This window comes from Vibrio sp. 10N.222.52.B12, from assembly GCF_002875385.1.
Lineage (GTDB): Bacteria > Pseudomonadota > Gammaproteobacteria > Enterobacterales > Vibrionaceae > Vibrio > Vibrio jasicida.
This window is the reverse complement of sequence record NZ_MDAW01000158.1, coordinates 1-26,333: the sequence shown is the minus strand read 5'-3', so window position 1 is coordinate 26,333 and position 26,333 is coordinate 1. Positions and strand designations below refer to the sequence as shown.

Sequence of the window (26,333 nt, the reverse complement as noted above, 5' to 3'; positions counted from 1 at the left end):
CTGTTAACTCATACGAAGCAATGAATCTGAAGATTTGTCCATCTCTTCAGCGGTGCTCATCATTTTGACCTGCATTTCAAACTGACGTTGAAGGTCAATCAGAGCGGTCATTTCACCTACGGCATTCACGTTACTACCTTCAATTGCACCAGTTTGGATGCTGATAGAGCCGTCTGCTTCGTAAGGCTGGTTTGGAGTTTTATGGCGGAATAAGCCATTGGTATCTTTAAACAAGTTTTGATCGTCCGTGCGCACAAGCTTGATACGATCAACCACTTCTAATTCTTCAGCCGGCGCACCTTGAGGCAGTACAGAGATGGTGCCGTCACGACCGATTTCGATTTTGGATACTGGGATTGGCAAGGTGATTGGCGCGTCGTTTTCGCCCAAAATCACATGACCGCTCGCGTTAGTTAGCAAGCCATTTTGATCAACTTTTAGGTTGCCGTTACGCGTCAAACCTTCTTTACCGGTTTGGTCCATAACGGAAATCCAACCATTGCCCTCTACCGTAATATCAAGATCGCGACCCGTAGTAATCACACTGCCTTGGGCAAAGTTATGCCCTGGGCGTTCTGTCATGCTGAATACGCGTGTAGGGAGACCGTCACCATAAGCTTGCATGGAACGTGCTTGTGCTAAGTCAGCACGAAAGCCAGTTGTACTTACGTTTGCCAAGTTGTTGGCACGCAATTGCAGGGCCTGCATATTTTGCTTGGCGCCGCTCATTGCGAGAAACAGTGCGCGATCCATAATTTACTCCAAAAATTCTCTGTACAAGGAGTAAAAAGCAAGAGTTATGCCAATATCAAATTAATGTTATTAATCAAAAGCCTGAATATAAAACGAGATATTTAAAAAGGGGATAATGAAGGAATAAGTCGCAAGAGAGGCAAGATTGTGATCCACAAAGCGGCAACAGCGGCAAGTAAGAGATCAAAGCATGCCCAACCTGAATTGAGGTTTATTCAGATTAGGCATCAGATGAATGTCATGATGTTACCAAGCGATAACGGCCGTGGCTCGCAGCGCTTGATCAAACAGATTATCAGGCTAGTGTACTAGCGGATCTGTAGGATATTTTGTTGCAGTTGGTTATGTACTTCTAGCGCACGTGAGTTTGCTTGGAAGTTACGCTGAGCAGAAATAAGATCCACCAGCTCCTGAGTCATATCAATGTTTGACTGTTCCAGCATACCGTTGTTGATGGTACCGAAAGAGCCTTTGTTTGATTCGCCCCAGATTTTATCACCAGAGAACTGTGTTGAATCCCACTGAGTGCCGCCTTTCTTATCCAGACCTTGCTCGTTAGGAACACGTACTAGCGCCACACGACCCAATGTTACGTTTTCACCGTTTGAGTAAGTACCCAATACGCTACCGTTTTCATCGAAGTCTACTTTAGTTAGGAAGCCCGTTGTTGCGCCATCTTCATCGAACTTTGTCAGCTCGAATGGTGCAGCAAACTGAGTCGCTGAGCCTAAACCAAAGTTAAGTGTTTGCGCAGGATCGGCACCGTTTAAATCCACTGGGTTGGTGTTTGTCGCAGGATCGCCCAACGCTACCGATGTGATTGGCTGACCGTTGTTTAGGCTTGCCAATGTACCATCGTTGTTGAACTTCATCGTGTGACCAACGTGACCCGTTGGTGTTGCCGCATCACCGTTAGCAACGTTCAATGGCTTCTCACCGCCCTTGTCCGTTACTGTGTAGTAAGTTTGCCACGTGTTCGGCTGAGTTTGGTCTTTCAAGTAGTAAGTAGTTAGCTTGTAAGACTGACCCATTGAATCGTAAATCGTCGAAGACGTTGAACGGTTATATGTATCTGGATCTGAGAAATCAAACTGAGTTGGATCTTTCAAATCACCGTTAGCCGGTAAGTTCACACCCACTTCAATGTTCGCTGTTTGCTTTGGCTTACCAAACTCTGCAGGAATATTGATTGGTTGTGGCTCGTAAGACGATACCTCACCAGACTCTGGATTTACTTGGTAACCAAGTAGGAACTCATCGTTCGCCGTTACCATGTAGTTTTCTTTGTTCAAATGGAATGCACCGTTACGTGTCATTTCATTTTGTTGAGGGATAAGGCGATCTTTCGCTACCGCGAAGAAGCCCGTACCCGACACACGTAGATCCATTGGGTTATTGGTGTAAATGCTTGAACCTTCGTGGAACTGTTGCGCCACTTGGTTCGCTTGCGCACCGCCACCCGGAGTGGTTTTTGCGTTGGTAAACAAAGAGTTCGAGTACACATCGCTGAATTCCGCACGAGACTCTTTAAAGCCGTACGTGTTGGCGTTCGCAATGTTGTTACTGGTGGTGTTCAAATCCAGTTGAGCGGAGGACAAACCGCTTAAAGATACATATGACATTCCAAAATCTCCTAACCTGACCTGTTATCGAATTACGCTTTGCCGACTTCCAATACTTCTGCAAGTCGAACTGGCGATTCAAAACCAGCCAGATTGAGTAATACGTTTCCGTCACCCTTGCCTAGCAATACACTGTTCACGTTCGCATAAGTAGACACCGGGAACTCTTGCGACTCCCCTTCTACCAAGCCAGACGCTTTCACATTGTATTTACCAGCAGGCAATGGATTACCGTTTTCATCATTACCGTCCCAAAGTACACGAGTGTCACCGGCTGGTTTCGCACCTACCTCAAAAGTACGCACCAATTGGCCCGCTTCGTTTTCCACTCGAACAAACAGGTTGTCGATTGGTTGTGCCAGCTTAACCATTGCCGCCATTGCAGCATTGTCTTGCTTCACACCCGCCGCACCTGGGACCAATACGTCACGACCTACCAAAGAGGAAGCTTGTAACGCTTGGTTTGATGTCATTGACGAGTTTAAGCTCTCGAACTGAGAGTTCATCTTGCCAATACCATCTACGGTCGCAAATGACGCCATTTGCGCAATCATCTGGTCATTACTTACCGGCTTAAAAGGGTCCTGTTGCGACAATTGCTTCGTGAGCAAAGATAAGAAGTCTTCCTGTTTCAGGTCTTGCTTACCAGTGCTCTCTTCCGTCTTCTTGTTGCTCTCTTGTAGACTTTTAAGCTGGTCGATATAGGACAAGCCGCTTTGACCAACGTTGTTAATTCCGGCCATACGCTACCCCCTTATCCTTATTGACCCATCTGCAGCGTACGCAGCAGCATTTGTTTACTAGAATCCGCTACTTGCACATTGGTTTGGTATGCACGAGAAGCCGAGATCATGTTTGCCATTTCTTCCATTACATTTACGTTAGGCTTGTAGATGTAGCCTTCATCGTTTGCAAGAGGATGGTCTGGGTTGTACTCCGCACTAAGCGGTTTATCGCTTTCTACAATACCCATCACCTTCACTGGCACCGTATCACCGCCACGCATGGCGTTACTTAACTCCGCACCAAACACAGCATGACGCGCTTTGTAAGTGTCTTTCGCAGAGCTGCTGACACTGTCGGCGTTCGCCAAGTTGCTTGAGGTAGTATTCAGACGAACGGACTCAGCGCTCATTGCGGAACCTGTCACATTGAAAACGTTAAATAAGCTCATCTAAATTATTCCCCTTTGATTGCTTTGGTTAAGTTCTTGAATTTACTGCCTAGAAAGTCGAGTGATGCCTGGTGTCTGATTTGGTTTTGCATAAATAAGTTACGCTCTAAATCCAAATCCACCGTATTGCCATCGCCCGTATCAGGTTGTGTAGGAAGACGATATAGCTTGTCCCCGACCAACGTTGTAGTGGCAGGAATGTGCCGACCATCTGTACGGCTAAGACCAATGCTTGCCCCAGAACTTGCCGCCTGCAATTCCTTAGCAAAATCTAAACCTCTTGATTTATAACCAGGCGTGTTGGCTTGCGCGATGTTGGTGGAAATCACCTCCGCGTTGCGCTCACGTACGCCCACCGTGTATTGGTGGATGCCTAGTGCATTGTCAAAAGATATAGCCATGTTTGCCTCTACATTAAGAACTGACCGTTATTGATAACTAAAAAGCAATTAGCGTGCCAAAAATAGAACATGCCGTTTTGCCATTTTTGTTACCGACGTAATGGATTGCAATAAGCAAGCCAAAGTGATTGATGGAGTGTCATATAGAATCGAGTAATCAACTCGACCCTCTAAAAAATATACACCCTTTGGTGCATTGCAGGCAAAAACGGCCAGATCTTTATCGAGGAGAAACGCAGAAAGAGTAAGGAGATGGTGGGATGGAAAGGAACAAAAAGAAAAGCCTGACACAAGGTCAGGCTTCATTGTTTTAAAAAGAGTCCGCTATTTTAGCTTGCCGCTACTTTAATTTGTAAATAATACCTGGATTACAGCGCACCATTTCAAATTTGTCGGTCAAACCAGTGAGCGATTCCGAAGCACCCAACAACAGGTAGCCACCAGGGTTTAAGCTGTTTGCCATCTGGTTCAGCACTTTAGACTTCATCTCTGGAGAGAAGTAAATCAACACGTTACGACAGAAAATAATGTCGAACTTGCCCATCAGCGCATAGCTTTCCATCAAGTTTTGTGGACGAAAGTTTACCAAGCGTTTCACGTTGTCTTTAACTTTCATACGGCCATCGCCAGCATCTTCAAAGAAGGTACGACGACGCTCAGGAGAAAGGCCACGGCCCAATGCTAGGTTGTCGTACACACCCGCTCGGCACATATCCAACATACTTGCTGAGATATCCGTCGCGGTGATCGACACGCTCGGCAATAGACCCGGTTTACGCTGCTGCGTTTCCAAGATGGTCATTGCCATTGAGTAAGGTTCTTGACCCGACGAGCTAGCAGCTGACCAAATTTTAATTGGTCGTTTATTTGCCGCCATCTCCGGCAACAATTTGTCAGCTAATACCGTGAACGGATAAGTATCTCGGAACCACAATGTTTCGTTAGTCGTCATCGCATCCACAGCGGCAACTCGCAGTTCACGGTTGCGACCAGTTACGACATCACGGAGCAAATCAGACAACGAAGCAAGCTTGAATTTAGTCACAAGCGGGCTCAGTCGGCTGCGCACTAGGTATTGCTTACTGTCACCTAATACGATGCCACACTGTGATTCTAGAAAACGGCTAAAGTCACGATACTCTTGATCACTGATTGTAATAGCAGTCATTAATGTCTCTTTTATTGTGTTAATGCAGATTTAACCGCGTTACCCAATTCATCTGGGTTAAATTTCGCAATGAAGGTGTTTGCACCCACGCGCTCAACCATGGCTTGGTTGAAGACGCCACTCAATGAGGAGTGGAGGATAACATAAAGGTTCTTCAAATCTGCATTTCTGCGAATCTCGGCGGTTAGCGTGTAACCATCCATTTCTGGCATTTCAATGTCGGAGATCACCAACGAAATCTGATCGTAGATGCTTCCTTCTTGTGCCATTTCAAGCAGCTTATTGTACGCTTCTTTACCATCTTTCACAGAGACAACTTCAAATCCAATCGAAGTAATTGCTCGCTCAACTTGTTTACGAGCAACGGTTGAGTCATCCGCAATCAAAATACGACGAACAATTGGCTTCGCTTGCTCAGCAACGGCAATTTCTTCACCGATAGCTGAATCCATGGTTTCATCCACTGGCGCAATCTCAGCTAAGATCTTTTCTACGTCTAGGATTTCTACCAATTCGTTATCAATGTTCGTTACCGCAGTTAGGTAATGCGCTTTGCCTGCACCATCAGGTGGCGGCAGAATCGCTTCCCAATGCATGTTAATAATGCGTTCAACCGACGACACCAAAAACGCTTGGATGGTACGGTTGAATTCTGCGATAACAACAAAACATTTATCAATATCTGTGGTTGGGCGGCCACCGATTGCCAGACTTAAATCAATCACTGACACAGTATGGCCACGGATATGAGCGACACCTTTCACCAAAGGGTGTAGATTTGGCATTGAAGTCAGCTTAGGGCACTGTAGTACTTCTTTTACTTTGAATACGTTAATGCCGTAACGCTGTCGCCCCATCAACCGAAAAGTCAGTAATTCTAATCGGTTTTGGCCAACGAGTTGCGTACGCTGATTCACCGAATCAAGAATCCCCGTCATATGCTCATCTCCATCTCAAACTTTTTGATTTTAAATGATACTCTACCACTGGTAGGCATAATACCAGAGAAACAGTATGGCGTATCATAATATGAATTCGACACCATTGACTATGACAATATGTAGAGCGTTATTTACAAAGTACGCTAAGTCTATCGGCATCTTGCTCAGTATGTTTAGCTTTTTTGTGCATTCGGCAACGGAAAACCAACTTGAGCAAATCCGAACCGCCGCCGAGCAGCACATTCTTAGCACGGTAGAGCAACCAGCGGGAGGAAATTTGTCCGTCAATGCGGCAAATATTGATCCACGTATCAAAGCCACCGATTGCCCAGAGCCCCTTGATACATCTGCATCTTCAACCAGTAGCACACGCAGCAATATTAACGTTTTGGTTGAATGCCCCGCAGACAATTGGAAGGTCTACGTTCCGGTAAGGATCTCGGCTTCAGTTCCAATGATCGTTTCTACCCGCCAGTTAGGTCGAGGAGAGATCATCAGTGCTTCTGACGTAACCACTTCAATGATCGAGTTACAGCGTTTTCGCAAAGACGGTTTCACCAATATTGAGCAAGTGATCGGCTCAAAGCTCAAGCGCAATGTACGCCTAGGTGATGTGGTCGAGCGCAATGACGTGTGCGTGGTTTGCCGTAATGAGAAAGTGACGATCAGAGCAGTAAAATCAGGTATGACCATCACCACGCAAGGCACCGCATTGCAAGATGGATCTTCTGGCGATCAAGTAAGAGTGAAAAATGATAAGTCCCAACGTATAATAGAAGGAATTGTGACAGGCATTGCGGAAATCACCATCACCTTTTAAGGTTGGCTGGTGTACGGCAAATCGATCAATAAAAATGCAAAAAAGCACTAAAGTTATTTGGTACTTGGTCGATAGTCTGGATACCAGTATTACGATACGAGTTTAAGGTTGATATATGGCAGGTATAGACAATATACGTTCAGGACAGATGATGACGACAACCAGTCGCGCACCTGCACGTACAGATTCTAGTGCAACCAGCACAACGGAATCGAAAAAAGCGCCAGCACAGCAAGACGCGGTATCACTAAGCCAACAAGGTAAAGCAGTCAGCAAACTCCAAAAGGATATGGCAGCTTCTCCGGCTTATGACAGCGCAAAAGTAGCGGCAATTAAAGAAGCAATCGCAAACGGTTCATACAAAGTCGACCCAGAAAAACTGGCGGACAATATGATTAAGTTTGAAAACGAATTGCAAGGCAAAAGCTAACTGACTTAGGCCCAAGGTAAGTATTCATGGCAGCATTAGTCGATCTTGTAAATTTCCAGCTAGAAAATGCGAAAGCACTTTCTGGTGTACTGCGTCAAGAAACACAAGCCATCACTGCTCGTGTCTCTGTTGAGATCGAAAAACTCGCCAAAGAAAAAATGACACTCATTGGTCAACTAAGAACCACTGACCAGCGAATCGCCTCTCACCCGCACGTCAATCAACTTACTGAAGACGAAAACCTAAGTCAGCTAGTCGCTCAAATCCAATCCATCGTCCTCGATTGTCAGCAAGTAAACCAAATGAACGGTGAATCACTCAACCGTGCTCAACTGAGTTTCAACAAACTTAACAACATGCTTCAGCATACCCACGGTAAGATCGGCATGACTTACAATGCTGGCGGTAAAACCCATACGATTTCTACTCTCGGAACTAACATTAAAGCGTAGATTTCCTCACCCCTACTCTTTGGCATTCGCTCCACGCTCACCAGAACATTCCCACTGAGGGTATTTTCTACTCACACGACTTCGCAATAAAACGCCAACAAAAAAGCGACTCATTGTTGCCAATCAGCCGCTTAAGAAAGATTATCTGTTGAGTAAAGCTGGGTCGAATTAGAACAAGGTCTGCTGACGCTTCTCAGGAACTTGTTGTACTTCTCCGTAATCTCGCAGCTTATCCATTTTACGGATATCTAGGCGAAGCTCTGTCACGTAACTGTCTTCAACCAAGTAACTGCGCACGACTTCTGCACCACGGATAACGCCATCAACAGCGCCAGTGGTACTTTCCACACCCAGACGCTGATCAGCAAGCTCTGCACGGCCACTAACACGCATACCATACACTTGCTCTGCTAACTCACGGTAAGCATCAATCTTTGACGCACGCATGGCACGAACGCGTCTTTCTTCAACGGTTCGGCCTGTTTGCTCACTTACGCTGGCATAACCTACCGCCACTAAAATCTCATCTTGGCGCATCTGCTGCAATGGTTGACACCCCACCAGCACCAATGTCGCAATAATAAATAATAACTTCTTCATGCTAATGTCCTACGGGCGGAGAATCACTGTGTATGGCTGACGAATAGTTGGGTCGGAGCGAATCAGCACGCCATCTTGAGTACGAATACTGTTAAGCGTATCCAAATCACGACCAATACGGTCCGCAGGCAAGAAGCCTTGCGCTGTCGCCACTACGATACGGCTTTGCATTCCAACTACACGAGCGTTGACTAGGACGCCGCCCTCTTGACGCAACATCGTACCGGTCAACACGTATTGAATCTCTTGTGCTTGTGCAAGGTCTTGCCAATCACGGCTTAGAGCAAAGTCACCTTGCTGTGTAACTTGGATATTGCCCGTTGTTTTAAAATCCACAACTTTGAAGCCACGGCGCTGGAACTGATGGATAAACCCTTCCGATACCGAATTGCCCAGCCAGTTAGTGGCATCCATGCTTTGCAGATCGACAAAAGAGGTAATCGCAATCGGTGTACGCGACGATACTGCAACATTCGAAACCATTAACTCTTCCGTCATGCTCTCAATGAAAAAGTCCATCGTATGACGAGGACTGTCCATCAGCATAAACTGACTGCCAGAATACGGTTCTTTACCATTGTAAATTGGTGAGTACGCGCACGATGTCAAAAGCGTCATCATCGATGCGGCGACAAGCCATCTTTTCATGGTTTGATTCTCCAGATAATCTTAGGTGTTACTGCTCTTTCATCACTTCGTTTACGAAGAAGCGTGATCTTGGAACAGTCTTTGCTTTTCTTCTGTTTGTCTAACTAAGAAAAAGCCACCAAACTTCACTGAAATTGGTAAAGCAATATTTATACCCGAACGGTTACAAACAATGAAAAAATTATTTTTTAGCCTAATATCAATCACTTTCATATTGATGACGCCATTTCGAGCGGCAGCATCTTGGTATGAAGTGACAGGCGTTGCCACGATCGTCTCTTCAGATGAAGCGGCAAGACTGCACGCATTGGAAGACGCCCTCTTCAAAGCCGTCAACTTTTCGGGCGCAGACATTGGCAGCATCAGTAATTTGATGCCGCTATTAGAAGAAAGCCGCAAAGAGTACCAATTCACTAACCATGAAGTGCGTTACATCTTGGTGGAGTCAGAGCGTAAACGCAGCGGCAAGATGGAAATGCGCATCCGTGTGGACATTTATCCATCGGCAACGGGTTGCCACGTGGATCAATACAAGAAAACCGTTCTGGTGGGTAACATTGATGTCGCGTCACCCCAACAGGCGGTCATGGGCCAGATCTACAATGTCGGCGACGATTTCAGCCATGTTGTGAATCGTCAATTGGATCAAACGTCACGCAGCTTTGTTTCTGTTGGCACCACCGATTATTCGATCAGCGCAAATTACCCAGAACGAACCAAAATGATCGCGCAAGACAACGGCGCGCAATACATCATTGGTGGTGTAGTAACAGATTTAACCGCAACCATTGATGCAAAATTATTGAAAGACGACGTAATCAATCGTCAGTTTGCACTGGAGATGAAAGTTTTTGACGGTAAAACTGGCCATGAGGTCTACCACAAAAATTACCGTGAAGTGGCTCGCTGGCCATTTGCAAAAACCAGCCAAGTCGATACACGCAGTGCACGCTTCTGGGCATCCACCTACGGTGAAATGATGCTGCGCGTGAGCCGTAATATTATGTTGGATTTGGAATCGGAACTGTCTTGTAAAATTACCCTACCAGAAGTGGTCGCGGTATTTGGCAACACAGTCACCATGGATCTTGGCCGCATGCACGGCGTACAAGAGGGTGACCAGCTGCAATTGTGGCACACGGCGTCATTCATAGACCAAAACGGTTTGCCACGTAATAAGGTCTCTCAGAGCGAAATAACCCTTAGGGTAACTCGTGTCTACGAGCACGAAGCGGAACTGACGATCGAACAACCAAACCTTGCCTCTAGTGTTCAAATTGGCGACGTAATGAACAAGATGCTTTAGCAACGCGTATAAGGCTTTGCGATATGCTTACTTTTGAATATCATAGGTAACGCATCTTATTTGATTACGCCCCCATGGCACAGCTGGATAGCGCAGTCCCCTCCTAAGGGACAGGTCGTAGGTTCGAATCCTACTGGGGGCGCCATTCATAGCCTTAGCTTATTGCATTCAAGCTAAGGCTTTTTTATGCCCGTAGTATAGGGAAATAATTTCGAACGATGTCGACGACACCAGTGAAAAACCGCTTACTTGAGATCAATGCTGTTAAGGCGCCCCATGAAGGTTAAGATCTCAAGGTTATCTTTGTGTGCATCCAACAACGCTTTTTTCGTCTGCATATAGGCGGCAAGTTTTCCGTACTTGTTGATGGATCGAACCACCGTTTTGTACTTGTACTGCCCTTCCTCATCGAACTCACGCCACTTGGCAATGTAACAAGTGTCTCGATTGTTCGGATCTTCCAACGTTGGGTTGGGTTTATGGACAATCTTAGGCTCAACGCTGTGTGGCAGCCTTGTCATCAGGTACGGGTCTTTCAATAGACGACGCCAAAACTTGCCCCACATTTCACGCCCGAGCTCGTTACGCAGTTTGATGGCCTTCTTAAGACCTTTCTTTTCTCCAATGCGAACGAAACCCACGGAGCGGTGCAATACCGTATCTTCCGGTGTGTGGATGTGGATCTTAAAGGCTGTTTTGCCTTTCGAAATAAAGCGGTGTCCAGTGTTTGTTATTAAATTGCTCTTAGACATAGTGCTAACTAATAATTCTATTAATAGACAAAGGGTAAGCAAAACTCATACATAATTAAAGTAATAAAATACAAAACTGTAAATAGCATAGACGTTGATTCTTTTGTAATACATCTAAGATGAGCGCAATAGATATAAAAAAGCCCCAAAGAGCGAACTCTTTGGGGCATTCAGCGTTTATGCTTCTAACGGTCAGATAGGAGCTTATTGCTGAACTTGGTATTCAAACTCAGGAACAACAACTTCTACGCGACGGTTTTGTTCACGACCTTCACGAGTCTCGTTTGAAGCGATTGGGTTGTTTTCACCTTCACCACGAGCGTGGATACGTGAAGCATCGATACCTTTTTCTACTAGCGCATTTGCTACAGATTCAGCACGTTTCTCAGAAACTTTTTGGTTGTAAGCTGCTGGGCCTGAAGTATCTGTGTAACCAATTACGTCAACGTTCGCTTGTGGGTACTCGTTTAGGAATGCTACTAGCTCGTCTAGTTTTGCAGCGCTCTCTGGTTTTAGAGTTGTGCTGTTTAGTGCAAAGCTACCTGTACCGATAGTTTGAGTTTCAAAAGTCTTAGTTACTACAACTGGAGCAACTTCTTCAACAACCACTTCTTCAACGATTGGCTCTTCTTCAACAACAACTTCGTCGTTACCGCCAAACTTGAATGCAACACCTAGCGTTGCAGAGTTACCCATTGCTTTCACAGAATCGTTGTTGATGTCTGTGATTGTTTGGTATTCCGCACGTGCTGTTACGTTTTCGCTTACGTTGAATTCAACACCAGCTGCACCTAGGTAAGAGTAATCGTCTTTACCATCGTTCATCATTAGGTAAGCACCACCCACTTTACCGTAAAGTGCGATGTCTTCTGTGATTGGTAAGCTGAACTTAGGAGCAAGTGTAATTGCTTCTACGTGGCCACCGAAAGAAGTTTGGTCGAAGTCACCTAGGTTGTCGAAGCCTGCTTCTACTGAGAAGTAGTCATTCATTTCGTAACCAACAAAAGCACCTAGAGTAGAGCCATCTTTGTCACAAGCTTGACCAGCTACACAAGCGTCGTCCATCCAAGACTTACCCATCTTACCGCCCACGTATACTTCTGCGTGCGCTGCTGAAGCCATAAGTAAAGAAGCTGAAATTACCGCTGCTAGTTTTTTCATTATTGATTCCTCTAAAAGAAGTTCTCTTGTTCGTTAACGAAATGCGCCGCCTGACTGACGTTGTATTTCAATTCTTTTATTCAGTTCCTTTGAGTTTGATACCGAAATAACTTCCGCTCATTTGCATAAAAGTCACTTGGGTATGTCTCCTGCTCAATGATGCATAAGCGTGCCTCACTGACGGCGAGCACTATAACCCTAAGAAATCCCGAGACAAATCCCAAAACTGTCAATTTAGTGTCATCGAAAAGCATGATTTAGTGTGATCTGGCGCACCATAAAGTGAGCCACAGCAATAACGCAAACGTTTGCGTGATATTTCAAAATAGTAGAGGTAAAGCAAATTAACTTCTCATAAATGAGACGATATTTAAGGAACTTTGAGGATAGTGTTTTTATTTCAGAGAGATATTTCGCATGAAACTACTCAATTAGCATTCACAACAGATATATTTGGATTAGTAAAACTTATCAACTTTTGAGCAATCTGATGAGAAAAAGTTCAGTAATTCAGGCGGTATTTCAGGAAATTTGCTGTTTCCCTGGTGCCAGATACAAAAAAAGCCGCGGTATTTACCGCGGCTTTTCGACTAATTATTCAAGCAATTATGCGTTTGCTTCACGCTCAGCGATGAACTCAAGCGCCATCTTGATGCGAGCAACGCAGCGTTCTTTGCCAATCAGTTCCATTACTGCGTCTACAGAAGGAGACTGACCGCCACCTGTGACTGCAACGCGTAGTGGCATACCGATTTTGCCCATGCCGATTTCTAGCTCTTCACATACTGCTGCGATAACGCCATCTTTGATGTTCGCTGTCGTCCACTCAGTCAGTGCTTCTGCTTTCGCTAGAGCAAGCTCTAGAGGCTCTTTAGCCACGCCGCGTAGGTGTTTCTTCGCCGCGCCCGCTTCAAACTCAGCGAAGTCTTCGTAGAAGTAACGGATTTGCTCAGCTAGCTCAACTAGCGTGTTGCAACGCTCACCCACTAGCTTGATCACTTCAGTGATAGCAGGGCCGTTTGTTACATCTAGTTTTTGTTGATCTAGGTGCCATTGTAGGTGCTCTGCAACGTACGCTGGATCTGAGTTTTTGATGTAGTGGTTGTTCAACCATTGCAGTTTGTCAGTGTTGAATGCAGACGCTGACTTAGATACTGCGTTTAGGCTAAATAGGTTGATCATCTCTTCTTGAGTGAAGATCTCTTGATCACCATGAGACCAACCAAGACGCACTAGGTAGTTGTTTAGTGCTGCAGGTAGGTACCCCATATCGCGGTATTGCATTACCGATACAGCGCCGTGACGCTTAGACAGTTTCGCACCGTCATCACCTAGGATCATTGCACAGTGTGCGAATGTTGGTACTGGCGCACCTAGCGCTTCGTAGATGTTGATCTGACGAGGCGTGTTGTTGATGTGGTCTTCACCGCGCACTACGTGAGTGATGCCCATATCCCAGTCGTCAACCACTACACAGAAGTTGTACGTTGGCGAACCGTCAGTACGACGGATGATCAGATCATCCATTTGTGTGTTGCTGATTTCGATACGGCCACGGATTTGATCATCAAATACTACGCTGCCTTCTTTCGGGTTACGGAAACGGATAACACATGGATCGCCATCTTTTGCCGCTTCGTTTGCCGCTTTGATTTTTGGATGGTTAGCATCGTAACGAGGCATTTCTTTGTTTGCTTCTTGCTCTGCGCGAACTTCGTCTAGCAGCTCTTTAGATGCGTAACATTTGTATGCTTTGTCTTCTTCTAGAAGCTTATCAACCATCTCGTTGTAACGATCAAAACGTTGAGTTTGGAAGTAAGGACCTTCGTTCCACTCAAGACCTAGCCATTCCATGCCTTCTAGGATCGCATCAACCGCTTCCTGAGAGTTACGCTCAAGGTCAGTATCTTCGATACGTAGAACGAATTCACCACCTTGGTTTTTAGCGTATAGCCAAGAGTAAAGTGCAGTGCGCGCACCACCAACGTGTAGGTAGCCAGTTGGGCTAGGAGCAAAACGAGTTTTAACCGTCATCAGAGTTCCTTAGGGGTAATGAGCAACGAGAGGGCTCTCGTTGTAATATCAAGGATAAAAGTGGCGACATTTTAACATCGTAGGTCGATTCTACAATCCTTCCGTGTGGTTTAACGCCAGAAATACAAACAGGGCAGCACCGATTAAGGTACTGCCCTCTTATTTATAGCGACAAAACGCTTAGAACAACAGAAGAGCCATAGCAAAAGAAAGTTACGAATGCCGATTATTTTAGATTCTGCATCGCCCACTGCATGAATTCTTGTTGCTCTTGACGGCTTAGATCACTGAAGGACTCTTTCAATGTCTTAGTGACAGCCGGAGACGCCGCGATGCTTGCTTTCGTCGATTGCTTGTTCATTGCTTTGTTGTAATCAGCCACTTCACGTTCATAGTCGCGGAACCCTTGTAGGCCGCCTTTGCGAAGTTGAACCATTGAAAACTCAACATCTTTACCGCTTGCGTCTTTCAGCGTCAGTTTCGGATCCATTTCAAATGCTTTGGCTTCTTCAATAGTGCGGAACTTATTGTATGTCAGCGTTAGCTCTGCATCTTTCGGTGCATCGAACTCAAGTAAAAGAGGCTGTGAATCAAACTTACGACGCTTACCATCTTCAAAAACAATTTGGCCCACGTTCACGGCCAGTTGGTTTGCACCGTCTTCTACTTTGATGCTGTTGTTGTCAGAGATCCACTCAGGGTAGACGAACTCACTGTTGAGAACGCGAGGAACCAATTCCGCTTGCAGAGTCAGTTGAGCAGCAAATGCAGGCGCAGAAATAAGTGCGCAAAGTCCTAATAGTGTGGTTGTTTTTTTCATCATGGTTTCTCGTCTTATACCAATTTAGATAAGTCACTGAAATCAACAGGCCAGTAATTCCAATGACTTATGTGAATAAGTATCAATACAAAAAGGGCGTTTCCGCCCTTTTAGCTGCTTCTATATTAGAAGTAGTATTCAACACCTACAGAGAACTCGTCGTAGTCAGCTGACTTCCAACGTGCTTCTGTTGGTTTGTCTAGTTGAGACGCACCGTCACCGAAGTCTAGCGTACGAGCACGAGCGTAAAGTACTGCAGATGGGTCTACGAAGTACATGATCTGTGCTGATAGTACATCATCCGCTGTGTTATCGATTGTCTTACCGTCACGTTCTAGGTCGAAGTTTGCTGCGTAACCCAGTTTGTACTGCCAATCACCTGTTGTGTACATTAGACCTGCAGACATTGCATCTTGCTTCTCGCTTACACCGTTGCTTGCATCAGCTTCCATGTATTTGTATTGAGCGAAGAAAGAGATACCGTTGTCAAACCAACCTTGAACACCTAGTAGGTACGTGTTGTTTTCCCAAGTTTGACTTTCACCTTCGATGTTACGGTTACCTTCGTAAGCAGCATCCAATTGTAGTGGACCTAACTTGTAGTGAGCCGCGATGCCGCCCCAGTAATCGTCACCTTCACCTAGACCCGCTTTATCACCAGCACCCACTGCTGCGTCGATAGAGAACTTGTCAGCGTACATTGGAGAATCCCAACGGATAGTGTTTGATTGACGGTCTTGGTACTTAGCACCACCGATTGCACCACCCCAGTCGTAAACATCACCTAGACCTGGGTTAGATGCTGGCCAGTCAACCAACTCGTACATTGGAGTAAGAACGCGACCTAGACGAACTTGACCCCAAGAAGCGCTTTCAAAACCTACGAATGTGTCACGCTCACCAAGACCTGCGCCTTCACCACCAAAGCTTGGGTCTACGTAGCCACCTTCGATTTGCCAAATGAACGTTGGTTCAAAGTTAGCGAATTGCTTTTTACCACGGAAGCCGATACGTGATTCGTTGTTTAGCTGCATGCCGCCCAAGTCATCGTCAGTTGCTTTGCTACCAGAATCGTAATCGCGGTACGCGGCCTGCATCGCGATAATACCGTACACTTCATATGAGAAAGAGTCTTTAGTTAGGTACTCTTTCGCTGCATCACTGTTTGCACCATCAGCAAAAGCTGAACCACTGAACATCATGCCTGTGATTGCAGTAGCAAGTAGGCTTTTCTTTAGGTAAGACATTTTTAACCCCTATATTTTTAGTTTTTTCCATTTTCAAATTCGCTAACTAGGACATTGCAGGAACTTGAATCTGTGTTTGGACGGAGCAAATATGACAAACTTTTTTCGCAGTAAAAAACTTTCCCCACGGCAATCTGAGCAACTTCAAAATGAGAAGATCAAAAACAATATAAACCAATTAATAACAACGACTTAAAATGACAAATAAAAATATAAAAACGTCAAAAGCATCCAGAGTCACTTGCTTTTTATATAAAAATCTCGAAATTCGTGAGCAACCTCACCTCACTTTTAGGCGTTTTAACGGAACTTTATATTCAGAGAGAAAAAACTTTGAGATAACTCGCAACAATATCAGTACATTGACGGTGCAAGTAGGGGGATTTTGACGAAATTGTTTCACGTCGAAATGCTTGACCTTCCCCTTGCAGGAAGGTTTATCCTCTGAACATTACTATTCTTGAGGACAAATTATGTATCAGTTCGTTGTACCGATGTCAGGGCTTAACTGCATGGGCTGTGCTAGAAAAGTTGAGAAAGCTTTACATGCCAATCACAGTGTTGAGATCATCAATTTGTCCCCAACAGTGGTTGAGTTGAAAACCGAGTCCCCTCTTGCTTCTATTGTTGAATCCATCGAGACATTGGGTTATCACGCTGGCCATCAATATCAGTTCAACCTAGCTGGACTAAGTTGTGGCGGCTGTGTGAAGAAACTCTCTTCTTTGTTAGAAGCAAACCAAGACATCATTGCATTTCAAGCGTCGACAACCCAACTCGATATCTCGACCCTACTATCAGAGCAGAAAGTGATCGATCTTGTGGCGACTCTCGGCTACACCGCCAGCCCTGATTCTATTGAAGTAGAAGAAGAAAGCTCACCAGAGACTGAACAAACAGACAAGCAAAGCAATATTAAAGATGCGCAGGTGCCACCAGCGAGTATTCAGCTGCAAATGCTGATTCAAGGCATGACGTGTGCGAGTTGCGTCTCTTCAGTAGAGAAAGCACTTACTAACGTAGAAGGCATTGAGAAAGCACAAGTAAACCTTGCTGAGCAAAGTGCATTAGTGTTCGCTACTCAAGATTCTGAAGCCCTTCACCACGCGATTATTGATTCAGTAAAACAAGCCGGTTACCAAGCAGAGGTTCTCCAAGACGCAGCAACGCAACAAGAAAAGCAAGCAGCTCAGCAACTTGCCCAACAAAAACGCTTCAGGCTTGATGCAATAGCTGGCTTAGTTGTCGGTGCGCCACTGATGTTGTGGGGGGTATTTGGCGGCAACATGGTGATTCGCAACACGAACGACCAGTTGGCTTGGGGTGCGGTTGGTATTCTGTGTCTCTTACTGCTAGCAACTGCGGGTAAGCACTTCTTTACTAACGCATGGTTAGCAGCCACTCACAAACGTGCCACTATGGACACCTTAGTCGCGTTAGGTACCGGGGCGGCGTGGTTCTATTCGATGCTTGTGGTGATATTCCCAGACTGGTTCCCTCTTGCTTCACGCCATGTGTACTTTGAAGCGAGCGCAATGATCATCGGCTTAATTTCTCTTGGTCACTACATAGAGGCAAAAGCCAAAGCAAACACAACGCGCTCATTGCAAGCTCTGATTAACCTGCAACCTCAACAAGCGACGGTGATGACAGAACAAGGTGATCAACAGATCGCAGTTGAGCAAATCACGCTAGGCATGAAACTGCGCATCAAACCGGGCGAGAAAGTGCCAGTAGATGGCGTTGTAATACAGGGTGAATCGTACATTGATGAGTCGATGCTAACCGGTGAACCCGTACCAGTGTTAAAAGCGCAAGATGCGCAAGTGTCTGCCGGTACATTAAATACCGATGGTGGATTAGTCATTGAAGCAACGGGCATCGGCGCGAACACCATGCTGGCTCGAATCATTCGCATGGTACGCACGGCGCAAAGCAGTAAGCCTGCCATTGCAAAATTAGCAGACCAGATTTCATCGGTATTTGTTCCGGTCGTGGTCGGTATCGCAATCCTTGCCGCTTTGGTTTGGTTTGCCGTAGGTCCAGAACCTAAAGCCAGCTACATGCTTGTGGTAACGACCACCGTACTGATCATCGCCTGCCCTTGTGCGCTAGGCTTAGCAACGCCATTGTCGGTTACGGTTGGTGTAGGTAAAGCCGCAGAGCTCGGCATTCTGATCAAAGACGCTGACGCACTGCAGTTGGCAAGCAAAATCGACACCGTCGTATTCGATAAAACCGGCACACTGACTCAAGGTAAACCGAGTGTGCAGCAAGTGTTTACTCACGCTACCAGCCAAGAGCACTTGCTAGCTCTGGCATACGCGGCAGAACGTCAATCGGAGCACCCGTTGGCAAAAGCCGTGTGTGATTACGCGAGAAAGAACAATACTGAAAATATTGAGTTGAGCGCATTCGAGAACATTCGTGGCCGTGGCATTACTGCGACTTACCAAGCACAACCGCTACTCATTGGCTCATTGCAATTTATGCAAACAGAGCAGATTGATACCAGCTCAATGAAGCAAGCGATTCAAGATTGTGCAAACAACGCATGGACACCAGTGGCTGTGGCTCTGAACAACGAACTGATTGGTTTAATTGCCATCGCTGACCCAATTAAATCTGATGCCAAACAAGCGGTGTCTGCATTAAAATCGCAGGGCATAAAAACAGTTATGCTCACAGGCGACAACCAACACGTTGCCAATGCCATCGGTAAAGAGCTCGGCATTGATGAAGTCATCGCTCAAGTGATGCCAGATGAGAAAGCACAACACATTGAATTGCTGCAATCTCAAGGCCGGACGGTTGCGATGATCGGTGATGGCATCAATGACGCACCAGCCCTTGCACTGGCGGATCTTGGTATCGCAATGGGAAGTGGCAGTGACGTGGCAATCGAAAGCTCACAAATGACCATTCTCAATACATCACCAATGGCCGTCGTGCATGCGATTGAACTCTCTCGCGCTACACTCAAGAACATGAAACAAAACTTGTTCGGCGCCTTTGTTTATAACTCGTTGGGTATCCCTATCGCCGCAGGCGTACTTTATCCAGCGTTTGGATTTTTGCTCAGTCCTGTCGTTGCTGGTGCAGCGATGGCACTGTCTTCAATCACGGTCGTCAGTAATGCAAATCGACTACGACTGTTTACCATTAAGTAAGCGACACTTCTTCTCGAGGATATTATGAAGTTGAAACTATTGACCTTTACAATGCTTGCTGTCACATCGGCGAACGTATTAGCCGCTGATGTCATCAACCACAAATCGCCATACTGTGGCTGCTGTGGCGAATGGACAAAACACATGGAAGAGAACGGCTTTACTGTGGAAGAAAAGCTGCATGATGACATGAATGCGATCAAACGCGATTTGGGCATCAAGAACGAACAGCTTTACTCTTGCCACACCGCGGAGATCGATGGCTACGTATTTGAAGGTCATATTCCTGCCGCCGACATTAAAGCCTTCTTAGAAAACCCGCCTCGAAATGCAAAAGGCCTGACTGTACCGGGTATGCCAATGGGCTCACCAGGCATGGAATACGGCGATAAGAAAGACAGCTACGCTGTTTACGCCTACAACGAGAAAGGCCAAGTATACGAATACCGTTACCACAAAGGTAACGAGCAATAAAAATAAAGCCCAGCGAGACAAACCGCTGGGCTTTTTCTTAATGGACAAATATACCCAAGTGACTTCAAGATGCAGAGTTCAGAGCGTTGTCATTAATTCGAGTGCAAGGAAGACAACGAAGCGGAATAGCAAGCTCTTTCCAAGTTGTTTGACACAGCAATTGAGTCAATGACACGCTCCCAGAGGGCGAGTTGTCTTGCCTTGCATGCTTTGTTAACAATTTTTGATTTAGAACCACTAGATCTTCAAATTGTTGCCTTGCCTTCAAACCAAGTCATTCTCGCTGAACCTAGCATCTCGAGGTTACTTGGGTATTAGACAAACTTTTTAATTAGAAGCCGTAAGATGCGCCGAATACAAATGCGTTGTTTACTAGGCTATCACCTGATGCATTCTCTGCACCGTGTGCTTGGCTACGGAACTCAAAGTAAGGTTGAACGCCCTTACGAGTCCATGTTGCACGTAACTCGTGGTCCATGGTTTCAGCATCAATCATGTAAACGTTGTTGTAGCTCAGTGTCACATCTTCATTCATCGCGTAACCAATGCGGTTATCCATGCGGTAATCTGTTTTCGCATCTGCGTCTGTTGCATCGATGTGTGCACGAGTACGGTTGCTTAGAGAGATACCGTTATCGAAGTTGTAACCGATTTTAACTAGCGGGCGGTATTGAATGCTCTCCCCAGCAGAGAATAGATGCTGGTAACCTGCTGCAACCCATAGGTGATCAGTGATGTTAAATGCTTGCTCACCACCCACAGTGATAGCTGGTGTTGTGTTACCTGCGCCGCCGTTTTCAGTTTCTAACTTACCAAGTTGGATGCCATCAAACTCAGTGTAAACCGTGAAGCCGCCGAATTGGTTATCGAAAGTGTGGCCAGCTTCTAGCGTTGATGTCATGTCCGAACCGTGAATTCGACCATCATCGTGAAATTGAATATTACCCGTTACGTAAGATGAGTCTGCGAAAGCGCTTGAAGCGAAAACAAGAGAAAGTGCACTTAGTGCTAAAACGTTTTTCATAATTACTGCCTTTATTTGTTCACGTTATGCGATGAGATGTCCGGCTATCACTGCCCTTCATCGCAAACATTGGGATGTGCCTCCCTGGCGACAGCAATACTGCGCAATTTAATTCGCATTGAAAAATAAATCGTTTAAAACAGTGATCCAATTCAAATCGACATTTTCGAAACCCAATAAAGTTTATTAAATACAGTCACTTGATATAAAATCTAAAAATTCGTCAAAAAAATAAAGTGTGACCTGAAGCTAATTAGGCTCTCAAATTTGGCACAAAATAAGCATCGAGATCACACTCTTCTTTTCTTTCTAAATTACGAACTTAATTATCAGTAAAAAATAATTAGACATTGATCACGCTTATTTTCCGTAGAAAAATAAATAAAGCCCTCAACATAGGTTGAGGGCTTTGAGTAAGGAACAATGATTTTAGTGAATGATTAGCAGAATTACTTCACGCTAGTCACGCGGCTTGTTTTCTCACCCGTAGCAGATACAGAGCGGATAAACACTTCACCTTTCACATTTGGACGAGCATTGTCTGCGTAAGTTAGCCAGTTCTTGCCGTCTAGAGAGTATTGAAGCTTCACACCAGGGAACTGAACGTTCATTGCTAGCTTGCCATCCTCTACTTTCGCACCTGGTACAGGTAGGCGGTAGTCGATACCAGATTTCTCTAGCTTAGCCAGTTCACGTTGGCCAAGTACGTTCGCAAAGCGGTTGTAGTCTTGGTTTAGCGCAGCTTTGTCTACTAGGTTAGAGTTTTGCGAGTATTCAACACCCACTTTGTAGTCGTTTTCCCAATCAGCACGGTGCCATGCACGCTCAGCGGCTGCTAGTACGCGAGGGAATACCATGTACTCGTATTGCTCGTCGTTACGTACTGTCTCAGACCAAAGCTGTGCTGATAGACCGTAGAAAGGTTTCGCTTCGATTTCACCTTTACCAGTAAAGCCATTACCATCGCGATCTACAGACGTTTCTGCGTTTTGAGGCATGTTCTCTGGTGCAAAGCCAAACATCTTACGAGTATCTGTTGCACGTGTAGCCCAGTAGTAACCACGCTCTTTCGGGTCAACTTCGTATGGCATGTCCATGTAAACGTAGTCAGGGTTAGAAACAATCACGTCGTAACCTTTCTTAGACCACTCGTACACTGATGACGTGCCACCCCAGTAAAGAACGTCCCAGAAGTTTACGCGAGTATTTTCTGTTGTGAACGCTTTCTCGCCTTCACTGTACTTAAGACCATCTTGCCAAGCTTGGAAGTTAGGGATGCCCTTCTCAGCCACAATCTTAGACACTTCTTCTGCAAAGTGGCTTGGTAGATGAGCAAAGTCGCTTACGGTACCGTCTGCAATTAGCGTCTGACATTGTGGAGATTGTGCAAATGGCTTGTCTTGTTTAGACAGGTCAATCGTACCCTTCCAGCTTACTTTGTCTTCAGCGTTCACATCTTGGAAACCAGCGCCTAGCTTGATGTTCTTCGCTTCGTCACCACCAAAGTGCCATGTTGATAACGGTGCGCCCGCTTCTTGGTGCATTGCCGCTACTTCTGAAATCACTTTATCAACAAAGCGAGTTGAAGATTCCATACATGGGTTGATGAAGCTTTGCTTGTTGTAGAACTGAACCGTGGTTACGTTCGATGTATCTCGAGGATCCATCAGGCGGTACTCGTTCGCTTCTGCTTCTTTACCTTCTTCCATTAGGCGGTCGTAACGAGCTTCCATTGATACCACAGCTGCACGAGCGTGCGCAGGCATATCGATTTCAGGAATCACTTCGATGTTACGCGCTTTCGCGTACTTCAAGATGTCCACGTAGTCTGCTTTGCTGAAGAAGCCAGAACCAAAGTTGTCTGTCGTTGCACCTGAGCCAAGCTGAGGCAGTAAACAGCTTTTCTCTTCCAAATCGAAACAACGGTTAGCACCCACTTCTGTCAGCTCAGGCAGACCCGGGATTTCTAAACGCCAGCCTTCATCATCCGTTAAGTGAAGGTGTAGTTTGTTCATCTTGTACGCTGCCATTTGGTCTAGCGTTGCAAGAATTGCGTCTTTAGAGTGGAAGTTACGAGCCACATCCACCATCACACCACGGTAATCAAAACGAGGTGCATCTTGAATAGACAGTTGTGGTAGAGAATCAGCATTTTGGCTATCTATCAGGCCAAAGATAGATTGTACTGCGTAAAACGCGCCAGCTTGGTCGAACGCTTTAATAACAATACCGTTGCCGTTGATGCTCATATCGTAAGCACCAGATTTTGCTAATTCACCGGTGAAGTTTGCAGGAACTAGCGTGATGCTAACAGGAACATCACCACGAACATCCACACCTACCACTTCTGCACGATCTTGAATTGCTGCGTATTGAGCCGCATCAAATGCGTCTTTCGGCAGCGCAATACCCCCTGCGATGTCTACTGTGCCTTTGCCTGCTTTCACATGCATTGGAGTTGGTAGCAACGTAGTTGATACATCTTGTTTTGCTAGATCTTCGTTCTTTTCAAAACGAGATACCGCACTTGCCATGATGTTGTTGTCATCAGGCGTACGTTTTAGGTTGTTGCCTTCAAGGCCAGTGACGAAAGAATTAACGTCTTCTGTATTAAGCGACGCGATCATCTTAGGCTCTGCGTTTGGCGCTGCAACAAATGCACCCGGCATGAAGTCAGTTTCAAATAACTGCCAGTATTCAGCAACAAGAGGAAGAACCACTTCTTCACCTGCCGCAAAGCCATCAAATTTGTCTGTTGGTTCTAGTTTGTGTAGGTCGCCCGTTACACGAGAGATTTTGAATTGTTCGTTGTCGACATCCAGAATCAGACGGATGCTGTGGAAGTAGATAGCCCAATCTTGAGAGTCAACCGCTTCGCCTTGGTTAACCAGTGTCATGTTGACTTTGTTACAAGACGCCCACTCTGCGCCCATATCCTGACATGCAAGACCTTCGTTAGCGCCGTGGTTAGTCAACACTTCATATTGAATATCAAGGTTGTCAGCCAATGAGTTTACAACTTGTTGCTCAGAATTCTGTAGTGAAGAGCAACCTGCCAATGTAGCAATAACAGAAGCAGCAATCAGACTATGTTTCAACATCTTACTTTCCCCAAAAAGTCAGTGGTTCAAAACGACATTTATCAAAAATGGTGAGCACCTAAATGCGAGGCGCTTAACAGTTGCATTCAACATACAAGCAGTTATTTCTAAGCGTAAAATTAATGAAACTAAGAAGTGATCCAGGTCAAATTCAGCATTGCTTAAGAAAATATAAACACTTATATTTCAATCACTTAATTAAAACGTCAAAAACGAACAACTTTTTTTGACGAGTTTGTTGCGATCTCAATCACGAATATCGATGGGTTTAGACGGGTTTTATAGGATTTTGATCACTATTGGTTATTTAGTAATCCATTAACAACAAACTCAATTGAAGTGCTTTCGTGAATTAGATCTCATTTCCATGCCGTCAAAACTCGTCAATATTTTTAGAAATGACGATTTTGCCGAACCATGTTATAGATAAGGTGCATATTGAATTCGAGGAGCAAAATATGTTTCGACTCTTGCCTGTCATGTCATCTTTGATTGTTTTTTTCACCTCCTACTCCGCACAAGCAGAGCCACAACACTGGTTGGTAAAAAAAGGAGACACCGAATACATGATTATTGGTTCTGTCCATGTGGGCGACAAAAGCATGTACCCTTTACCGAAAGCCGTGACTCAGTTCCTCAACAACAGTGACGGTTTGATCATCGAAGCGGATATCAGAAATACCGAAGGGGCTGCATTTCCAAAAACAAAACTACTTGCGAAAGACATCCTCGATAAACAACAACGTCAGCACTTGGCTGACATCGCAAAAGATCTTGGATTACCGGAAGAACAACTACTCAATGCACCACCTTGGTCGGCGGCATTGACGATTCAGCTCTTGCTAGTGAATAAGTTAGGCTATGCCTCAGACCAAGGTGTCGACATGCACTTAATGACGCTTGCTGATAAGCAAAATGTGCCAGTGATTCCACTCGAAACGGTACAATTTCAGTTGGACTTAATTGCTGGACAAGAAGATGGTGGTAAAGAGCTGCTGCTTTCTTCGATTGAAGAATACGATGGTGGTGAAAAACTGGTGCAATGCTTAATCGACAGCTGGAAGAGCGGAGACGGCAGCACATTAGAAGAAGCATCGATGAGTGAACAATCGAGCGATGAGTTCAACGAAGCTTTCTTGTATGACCGCAACCGAGATTGGGCTGAAAAGCTAGATTCAGGCAGTGTACTGCCAAAGAAAGCAGGTCAATACACCATTGTGGTCGGTAGCTTGCACTTAGTTGGTAAAGACAACTTGATCGATTTACTCAGAAAACGCGGCTTTAACATCGAAGCTCTGGGCAATACTAGCAAAGCAGATTGTGACATCTAAACGGGCACAATATTTACACTACGAACATCAGTGCCCTGATTGACGGGGCACTTACATCCTCTTACACCGCACCCACGCTGTTGAGTCTACACTTACGCTTCGCTGACAAATCCAGCAATCGATCCGATACTATCGACTCAACCTGTACACAATCTCAAATTTGATAAGAGCCTTATGACGTTCAAAGCCTCATTATTATGTCTAGCCAGCGCACTACTTTTACCTTCGTTAGCGAATGCCAAGCCATCTTGCACGATTGAAGAATTCCAGCCCGTCGATATCGCCCCAGAAACTAAAGGTGGTGTATTCGATAAAGAAAGTGGTCAGTTCTTAATTACCCAAAAACCTATGATGCGCTGTGCGAACATTACTTTTTCTACTGCCCATACTCGCAATCGCGTCGCACATCTAATCAATCAGAATTTTGAAGCCGAATACTTCGATGGCAAAACAGGGAAATCACACTCTGTGACGTTTGATGAAGATGAACTTCAAGCTGGCTACATCAAGGTAGGACCAAACAATCCACAAACGGTTTATGTCTGTTTCACCACATCCGAAACACCAATTAAAGATATTAGTTGTGATGTGAAATAGCGGAAATGGGAAGCGACTTTGTTTTGTCTTTCTAGGAACAAGTTCCATCAACAACTTTCAAAGCCGAGTGCACTTCATTAGCCCTCTAGCGAACACCTCTCAATTCCTAAAGCGAAGCGCTCCCGACTCAAAAAACGTAAACGTAAAAAGCCGCAACATTTCTGTTGCGGCTTTTCTAAAATAGGTCGGTGAAGAGCCATATTCTAACTTCAGGCGAACCCCATTTGGTTCGCTACTATTAAAGCCAAATTTGCGACCGCTGAAACGACGAAAGCCTGCTCATTGAGCCTGTCTCTTATACACAAAT

At 45.4% G+C, this 26,333-nt stretch carries 24 protein-coding genes and 1 tRNA gene; 9 read left to right on the top strand and 16 right to left on the bottom strand.

Going from position 1 to position 26,333, the window contains the following annotated elements:
- Nucleotides 1-3 precede the first annotated feature (3 nt).
- The 7 genes from BCT11_RS25085 to BCT11_RS25055 form a co-directional block, all read right to left on the bottom strand.
- Complete coding sequence (locus BCT11_RS25085; RefSeq protein WP_102389549.1) at nt 4-753, bottom strand: flagellar basal body rod protein FlgF; 750 nt, start codon at nt 751-753, stop codon at nt 4-6.
- A gap of 308 nt (nt 754-1,061) precedes the next feature.
- Complete coding sequence (gene flgE / locus BCT11_RS25080; protein WP_009705674.1) at nt 1,062-2,375, bottom strand: flagellar hook protein FlgE; 1,314 nt, start codon at nt 2,373-2,375, stop codon at nt 1,062-1,064.
- A gap of 32 nt (nt 2,376-2,407) precedes the next feature.
- Nucleotides 2,408-3,118 carry a flagellar hook assembly protein FlgD gene (flgD, locus tag BCT11_RS25075; RefSeq protein ID WP_038872887.1) on the bottom strand — a complete coding sequence of 237 codons (711 nt, stop codon included), beginning with the start codon at nt 3,116-3,118 and terminating at the stop codon, nt 2,408-2,410.
- A gap of 17 nt (nt 3,119-3,135) precedes the next feature.
- Complete coding sequence (gene flgC, locus BCT11_RS25070) at nt 3,136-3,549, bottom strand: flagellar basal body rod protein FlgC (RefSeq protein ID WP_038872880.1); 414 nt, start codon at nt 3,547-3,549, stop codon at nt 3,136-3,138.
- 5 nt (nt 3,550-3,554) lie between these two features.
- Nucleotides 3,555-3,950 carry a flagellar basal body rod protein FlgB gene (flgB, locus tag BCT11_RS25065; protein ID WP_038872877.1) on the bottom strand — a complete coding sequence of 132 codons (396 nt, stop codon included), beginning with the start codon at nt 3,948-3,950 and terminating at the stop codon, nt 3,555-3,557.
- Nucleotides 3,951-4,290: 340 nt separating this feature from the next.
- Nucleotides 4,291-5,118 carry a protein-glutamate O-methyltransferase gene (locus BCT11_RS25060; RefSeq protein ID WP_038872874.1) on the bottom strand — a complete coding sequence of 276 codons (828 nt, stop codon included), beginning with the start codon at nt 5,116-5,118 and terminating at the stop codon, nt 4,291-4,293.
- An 11-nt stretch (nt 5,119-5,129) separates the two neighbouring features.
- Nucleotides 5,130-6,056, bottom strand: a complete 927-nt coding sequence (locus BCT11_RS25055; protein WP_038872871.1) for a chemotaxis protein CheV — start codon at nt 6,054-6,056, stop codon at nt 5,130-5,132.
- 76 nt (nt 6,057-6,132) lie between these two features.
- Here BCT11_RS25055 and flgA point away from each other — a divergent pair, with 76 nt between their 5' ends.
- The 3 genes from flgA (at nt 6,133) to flgN (ending at nt 7,761) form a co-directional block, all read left to right on the top strand.
- Entirely contained in the window at nt 6,133-6,879 is a 747-nt protein-coding gene (flgA, locus tag BCT11_RS25050) for a flagellar basal body P-ring formation chaperone FlgA (protein ID WP_039975359.1), read from the top strand.
- A 115-nt stretch (nt 6,880-6,994) separates the two neighbouring features.
- Nucleotides 6,995-7,309, top strand: coding sequence for a flagellar biosynthesis anti-sigma factor FlgM (flgM, locus tag BCT11_RS25045; RefSeq protein WP_005425628.1), 315 nt, complete (start codon nt 6,995-6,997; stop codon nt 7,307-7,309).
- A 26-nt stretch (nt 7,310-7,335) separates the two neighbouring features.
- Complete coding sequence (gene flgN / locus BCT11_RS25040; protein WP_039975361.1) at nt 7,336-7,761, top strand: flagellar export chaperone FlgN; 426 nt, start codon at nt 7,336-7,338, stop codon at nt 7,759-7,761.
- A 168-nt stretch (nt 7,762-7,929) separates the two neighbouring features.
- Here flgN and flgP read toward each other — a convergent pair whose 3' ends face one another.
- Nucleotides 7,930-8,361, bottom strand: a complete 432-nt coding sequence (gene flgP, locus BCT11_RS25035) for a flagellar assembly lipoprotein FlgP (protein ID WP_038872861.1) — start codon at nt 8,359-8,361, stop codon at nt 7,930-7,932.
- A 9-nt stretch (nt 8,362-8,370) separates the two neighbouring features.
- Entirely contained in the window at nt 8,371-9,009 is a 639-nt protein-coding gene (locus BCT11_RS25030) for a FlgO family outer membrane protein (RefSeq protein WP_038872858.1), read from the bottom strand.
- 172 nt (nt 9,010-9,181) lie between these two features.
- Here BCT11_RS25030 and BCT11_RS25025 point away from each other — a divergent pair, with 172 nt between their 5' ends.
- Both BCT11_RS25025 and BCT11_RS25020 read left to right on the top strand, forming a co-directional pair.
- Nucleotides 9,182-10,315 carry a flagellar assembly protein FlgT gene (locus BCT11_RS25025; protein WP_038872856.1) on the top strand — a complete coding sequence of 378 codons (1,134 nt, stop codon included), beginning with the start codon at nt 9,182-9,184 and terminating at the stop codon, nt 10,313-10,315.
- A gap of 68 nt (nt 10,316-10,383) precedes the next feature.
- Nucleotides 10,384-10,460, top strand: a tRNA-Arg gene (locus tag BCT11_RS25020).
- Between the two features lie 100 nt (nt 10,461-10,560).
- Here the strand turns inward: BCT11_RS25020 and BCT11_RS25015 are convergent.
- From BCT11_RS25015 to chiP, 5 genes are all read right to left on the bottom strand, one after another.
- A complete protein-coding gene (locus BCT11_RS25015) occupies nt 10,561-11,067 on the bottom strand; it encodes a hypothetical protein (RefSeq protein WP_038872853.1) in 507 nt (168 codons plus the stop codon).
- Between the two features lie 204 nt (nt 11,068-11,271).
- Nucleotides 11,272-12,228 (bottom strand): OmpA family protein, encoded by a 957-nt coding sequence (locus BCT11_RS25010; RefSeq protein WP_038872851.1) that lies wholly within the window; start codon nt 12,226-12,228, stop codon nt 11,272-11,274.
- Between the two features lie 606 nt (nt 12,229-12,834).
- Entirely contained in the window at nt 12,835-14,262 is a 1,428-nt protein-coding gene (gene gltX / locus BCT11_RS25005) for a glutamate--tRNA ligase (RefSeq protein ID WP_020196224.1), read from the bottom strand.
- A gap of 226 nt (nt 14,263-14,488) precedes the next feature.
- Nucleotides 14,489-15,085, bottom strand: coding sequence for a DUF2057 domain-containing protein (locus BCT11_RS25000; RefSeq protein ID WP_042601493.1), 597 nt, complete (start codon nt 15,083-15,085; stop codon nt 14,489-14,491).
- A 122-nt stretch (nt 15,086-15,207) separates the two neighbouring features.
- A complete protein-coding gene (chiP, locus tag BCT11_RS24995; RefSeq protein ID WP_042601492.1) occupies nt 15,208-16,329 on the bottom strand; it encodes a chitoporin in 1,122 nt (373 codons plus the stop codon).
- A gap of 473 nt (nt 16,330-16,802) precedes the next feature.
- Here chiP and BCT11_RS24985 point away from each other — a divergent pair, with 473 nt between their 5' ends.
- Nucleotides 16,803-19,499: a heavy metal translocating P-type ATPase gene (locus BCT11_RS24985; protein WP_102389548.1), complete on the top strand. Its 2,697-nt coding sequence runs from the start codon at nt 16,803-16,805 to the stop codon at nt 19,497-19,499.
- Between the two features lie 24 nt (nt 19,500-19,523).
- Nucleotides 19,524-19,973, top strand: a complete 450-nt coding sequence (locus tag BCT11_RS24980) for a DUF411 domain-containing protein (RefSeq protein ID WP_045404869.1) — start codon at nt 19,524-19,526, stop codon at nt 19,971-19,973.
- A 331-nt stretch (nt 19,974-20,304) separates the two neighbouring features.
- On the opposite strand, the gene BCT11_RS24975 is transcribed toward BCT11_RS24980, so the two are convergent.
- A complete protein-coding gene (locus tag BCT11_RS24975; protein WP_038879801.1) occupies nt 20,305-20,997 on the bottom strand; it encodes an oligogalacturonate-specific porin KdgM family protein in 693 nt (230 codons plus the stop codon).
- 449 nt (nt 20,998-21,446) lie between these two features.
- Nucleotides 21,447-24,098: a beta-N-acetylhexosaminidase gene (locus BCT11_RS24970; protein ID WP_102389547.1), complete on the bottom strand. Its 2,652-nt coding sequence runs from the start codon at nt 24,096-24,098 to the stop codon at nt 21,447-21,449.
- A 458-nt stretch (nt 24,099-24,556) separates the two neighbouring features.
- Between BCT11_RS24970 and BCT11_RS24965 the strand changes: the two genes are divergently transcribed.
- On the top strand, nt 24,557-25,429 hold the full coding sequence (locus tag BCT11_RS24965) for a TraB/GumN family protein (protein WP_102389546.1): 873 nt from the start codon (nt 24,557-24,559) through the stop codon (nt 25,427-25,429).
- Nucleotides 25,430-25,603: 174 nt separating this feature from the next.
- On the top strand, nt 25,604-26,026 hold the full coding sequence (locus BCT11_RS24960) for a hypothetical protein (RefSeq protein WP_038872828.1): 423 nt from the start codon (nt 25,604-25,606) through the stop codon (nt 26,024-26,026).
- The last annotated feature ends 307 nt before the right edge of the window (nt 26,027-26,333 follow it).

Excerpts from the sequence above, each read along its gene's own strand:
- BCT11_RS25085 (WP_102389549.1), bottom strand. The coding sequence starts at position 753 with ATGGATCGCGCACTGTTTCTCGCAATGAGCGGCGCCAAGCAAAATATG.
- flgE (WP_009705674.1), bottom strand. The coding sequence starts at position 2,375 with ATGTCATATGTATCTTTAAGCGGTTTGTCCTCCGCTCAACTGGATTTG.
- flgD (WP_038872887.1), bottom strand. The coding sequence starts at position 3,118 with ATGGCCGGAATTAACAACGTTGGTCAAAGCGGCTTGTCCTATATCGAC.
- flgC (WP_038872880.1), bottom strand. The coding sequence starts at position 3,549 with ATGAGCTTATTTAACGTTTTCAATGTGACAGGTTCCGCAATGAGCGCT.
- flgB (WP_038872877.1), bottom strand. The coding sequence starts at position 3,950 with ATGGCTATATCTTTTGACAATGCACTAGGCATCCACCAATACACGGTG.
- BCT11_RS25060 (WP_038872874.1), bottom strand. The coding sequence starts at position 5,118 with ATGACTGCTATTACAATCAGTGATCAAGAGTATCGTGACTTTAGCCGT.
- BCT11_RS25055 (WP_038872871.1), bottom strand. The coding sequence starts at position 6,056 with ATGACGGGGATTCTTGATTCGGTGAATCAGCGTACGCAACTCGTTGGC.
- flgA (WP_039975359.1), top strand. The coding sequence starts at position 6,133 with ATGGCGTATCATAATATGAATTCGACACCATTGACTATGACAATATGT.
- flgM (WP_005425628.1), top strand. The coding sequence starts at position 6,995 with ATGGCAGGTATAGACAATATACGTTCAGGACAGATGATGACGACAACC.
- flgN (WP_039975361.1), top strand. The coding sequence starts at position 7,336 with ATGGCAGCATTAGTCGATCTTGTAAATTTCCAGCTAGAAAATGCGAAA.
- flgP (WP_038872861.1), bottom strand. The coding sequence starts at position 8,361 with ATGAAGAAGTTATTATTTATTATTGCGACATTGGTGCTGGTGGGGTGT.
- BCT11_RS25030 (WP_038872858.1), bottom strand. The coding sequence starts at position 9,009 with ATGAAAAGATGGCTTGTCGCCGCATCGATGATGACGCTTTTGACATCG.
- BCT11_RS25025 (WP_038872856.1), top strand. The coding sequence starts at position 9,182 with ATGAAAAAATTATTTTTTAGCCTAATATCAATCACTTTCATATTGATG.
- BCT11_RS25015 (WP_038872853.1), bottom strand. The coding sequence starts at position 11,067 with ATGTCTAAGAGCAATTTAATAACAAACACTGGACACCGCTTTATTTCG.
- BCT11_RS25010 (WP_038872851.1), bottom strand. The coding sequence starts at position 12,228 with ATGAAAAAACTAGCAGCGGTAATTTCAGCTTCTTTACTTATGGCTTCA.
- gltX (WP_020196224.1), bottom strand. The coding sequence starts at position 14,262 with ATGACGGTTAAAACTCGTTTTGCTCCTAGCCCAACTGGCTACCTACAC.
- BCT11_RS25000 (WP_042601493.1), bottom strand. The coding sequence starts at position 15,085 with ATGATGAAAAAAACAACCACACTATTAGGACTTTGCGCACTTATTTCT.
- chiP (WP_042601492.1), bottom strand. The coding sequence starts at position 16,329 with ATGTCTTACCTAAAGAAAAGCCTACTTGCTACTGCAATCACAGGCATG.
- BCT11_RS24985 (WP_102389548.1), top strand. The coding sequence starts at position 16,803 with ATGTATCAGTTCGTTGTACCGATGTCAGGGCTTAACTGCATGGGCTGT.
- BCT11_RS24980 (WP_045404869.1), top strand. The coding sequence starts at position 19,524 with ATGAAGTTGAAACTATTGACCTTTACAATGCTTGCTGTCACATCGGCG.
- BCT11_RS24975 (WP_038879801.1), bottom strand. The coding sequence starts at position 20,997 with ATGAAAAACGTTTTAGCACTAAGTGCACTTTCTCTTGTTTTCGCTTCA.
- BCT11_RS24970 (WP_102389547.1), bottom strand. The coding sequence starts at position 24,098 with ATGTTGAAACATAGTCTGATTGCTGCTTCTGTTATTGCTACATTGGCA.
- BCT11_RS24965 (WP_102389546.1), top strand. The coding sequence starts at position 24,557 with ATGTTTCGACTCTTGCCTGTCATGTCATCTTTGATTGTTTTTTTCACC.
- BCT11_RS24960 (WP_038872828.1), top strand. The coding sequence starts at position 25,604 with ATGACGTTCAAAGCCTCATTATTATGTCTAGCCAGCGCACTACTTTTA.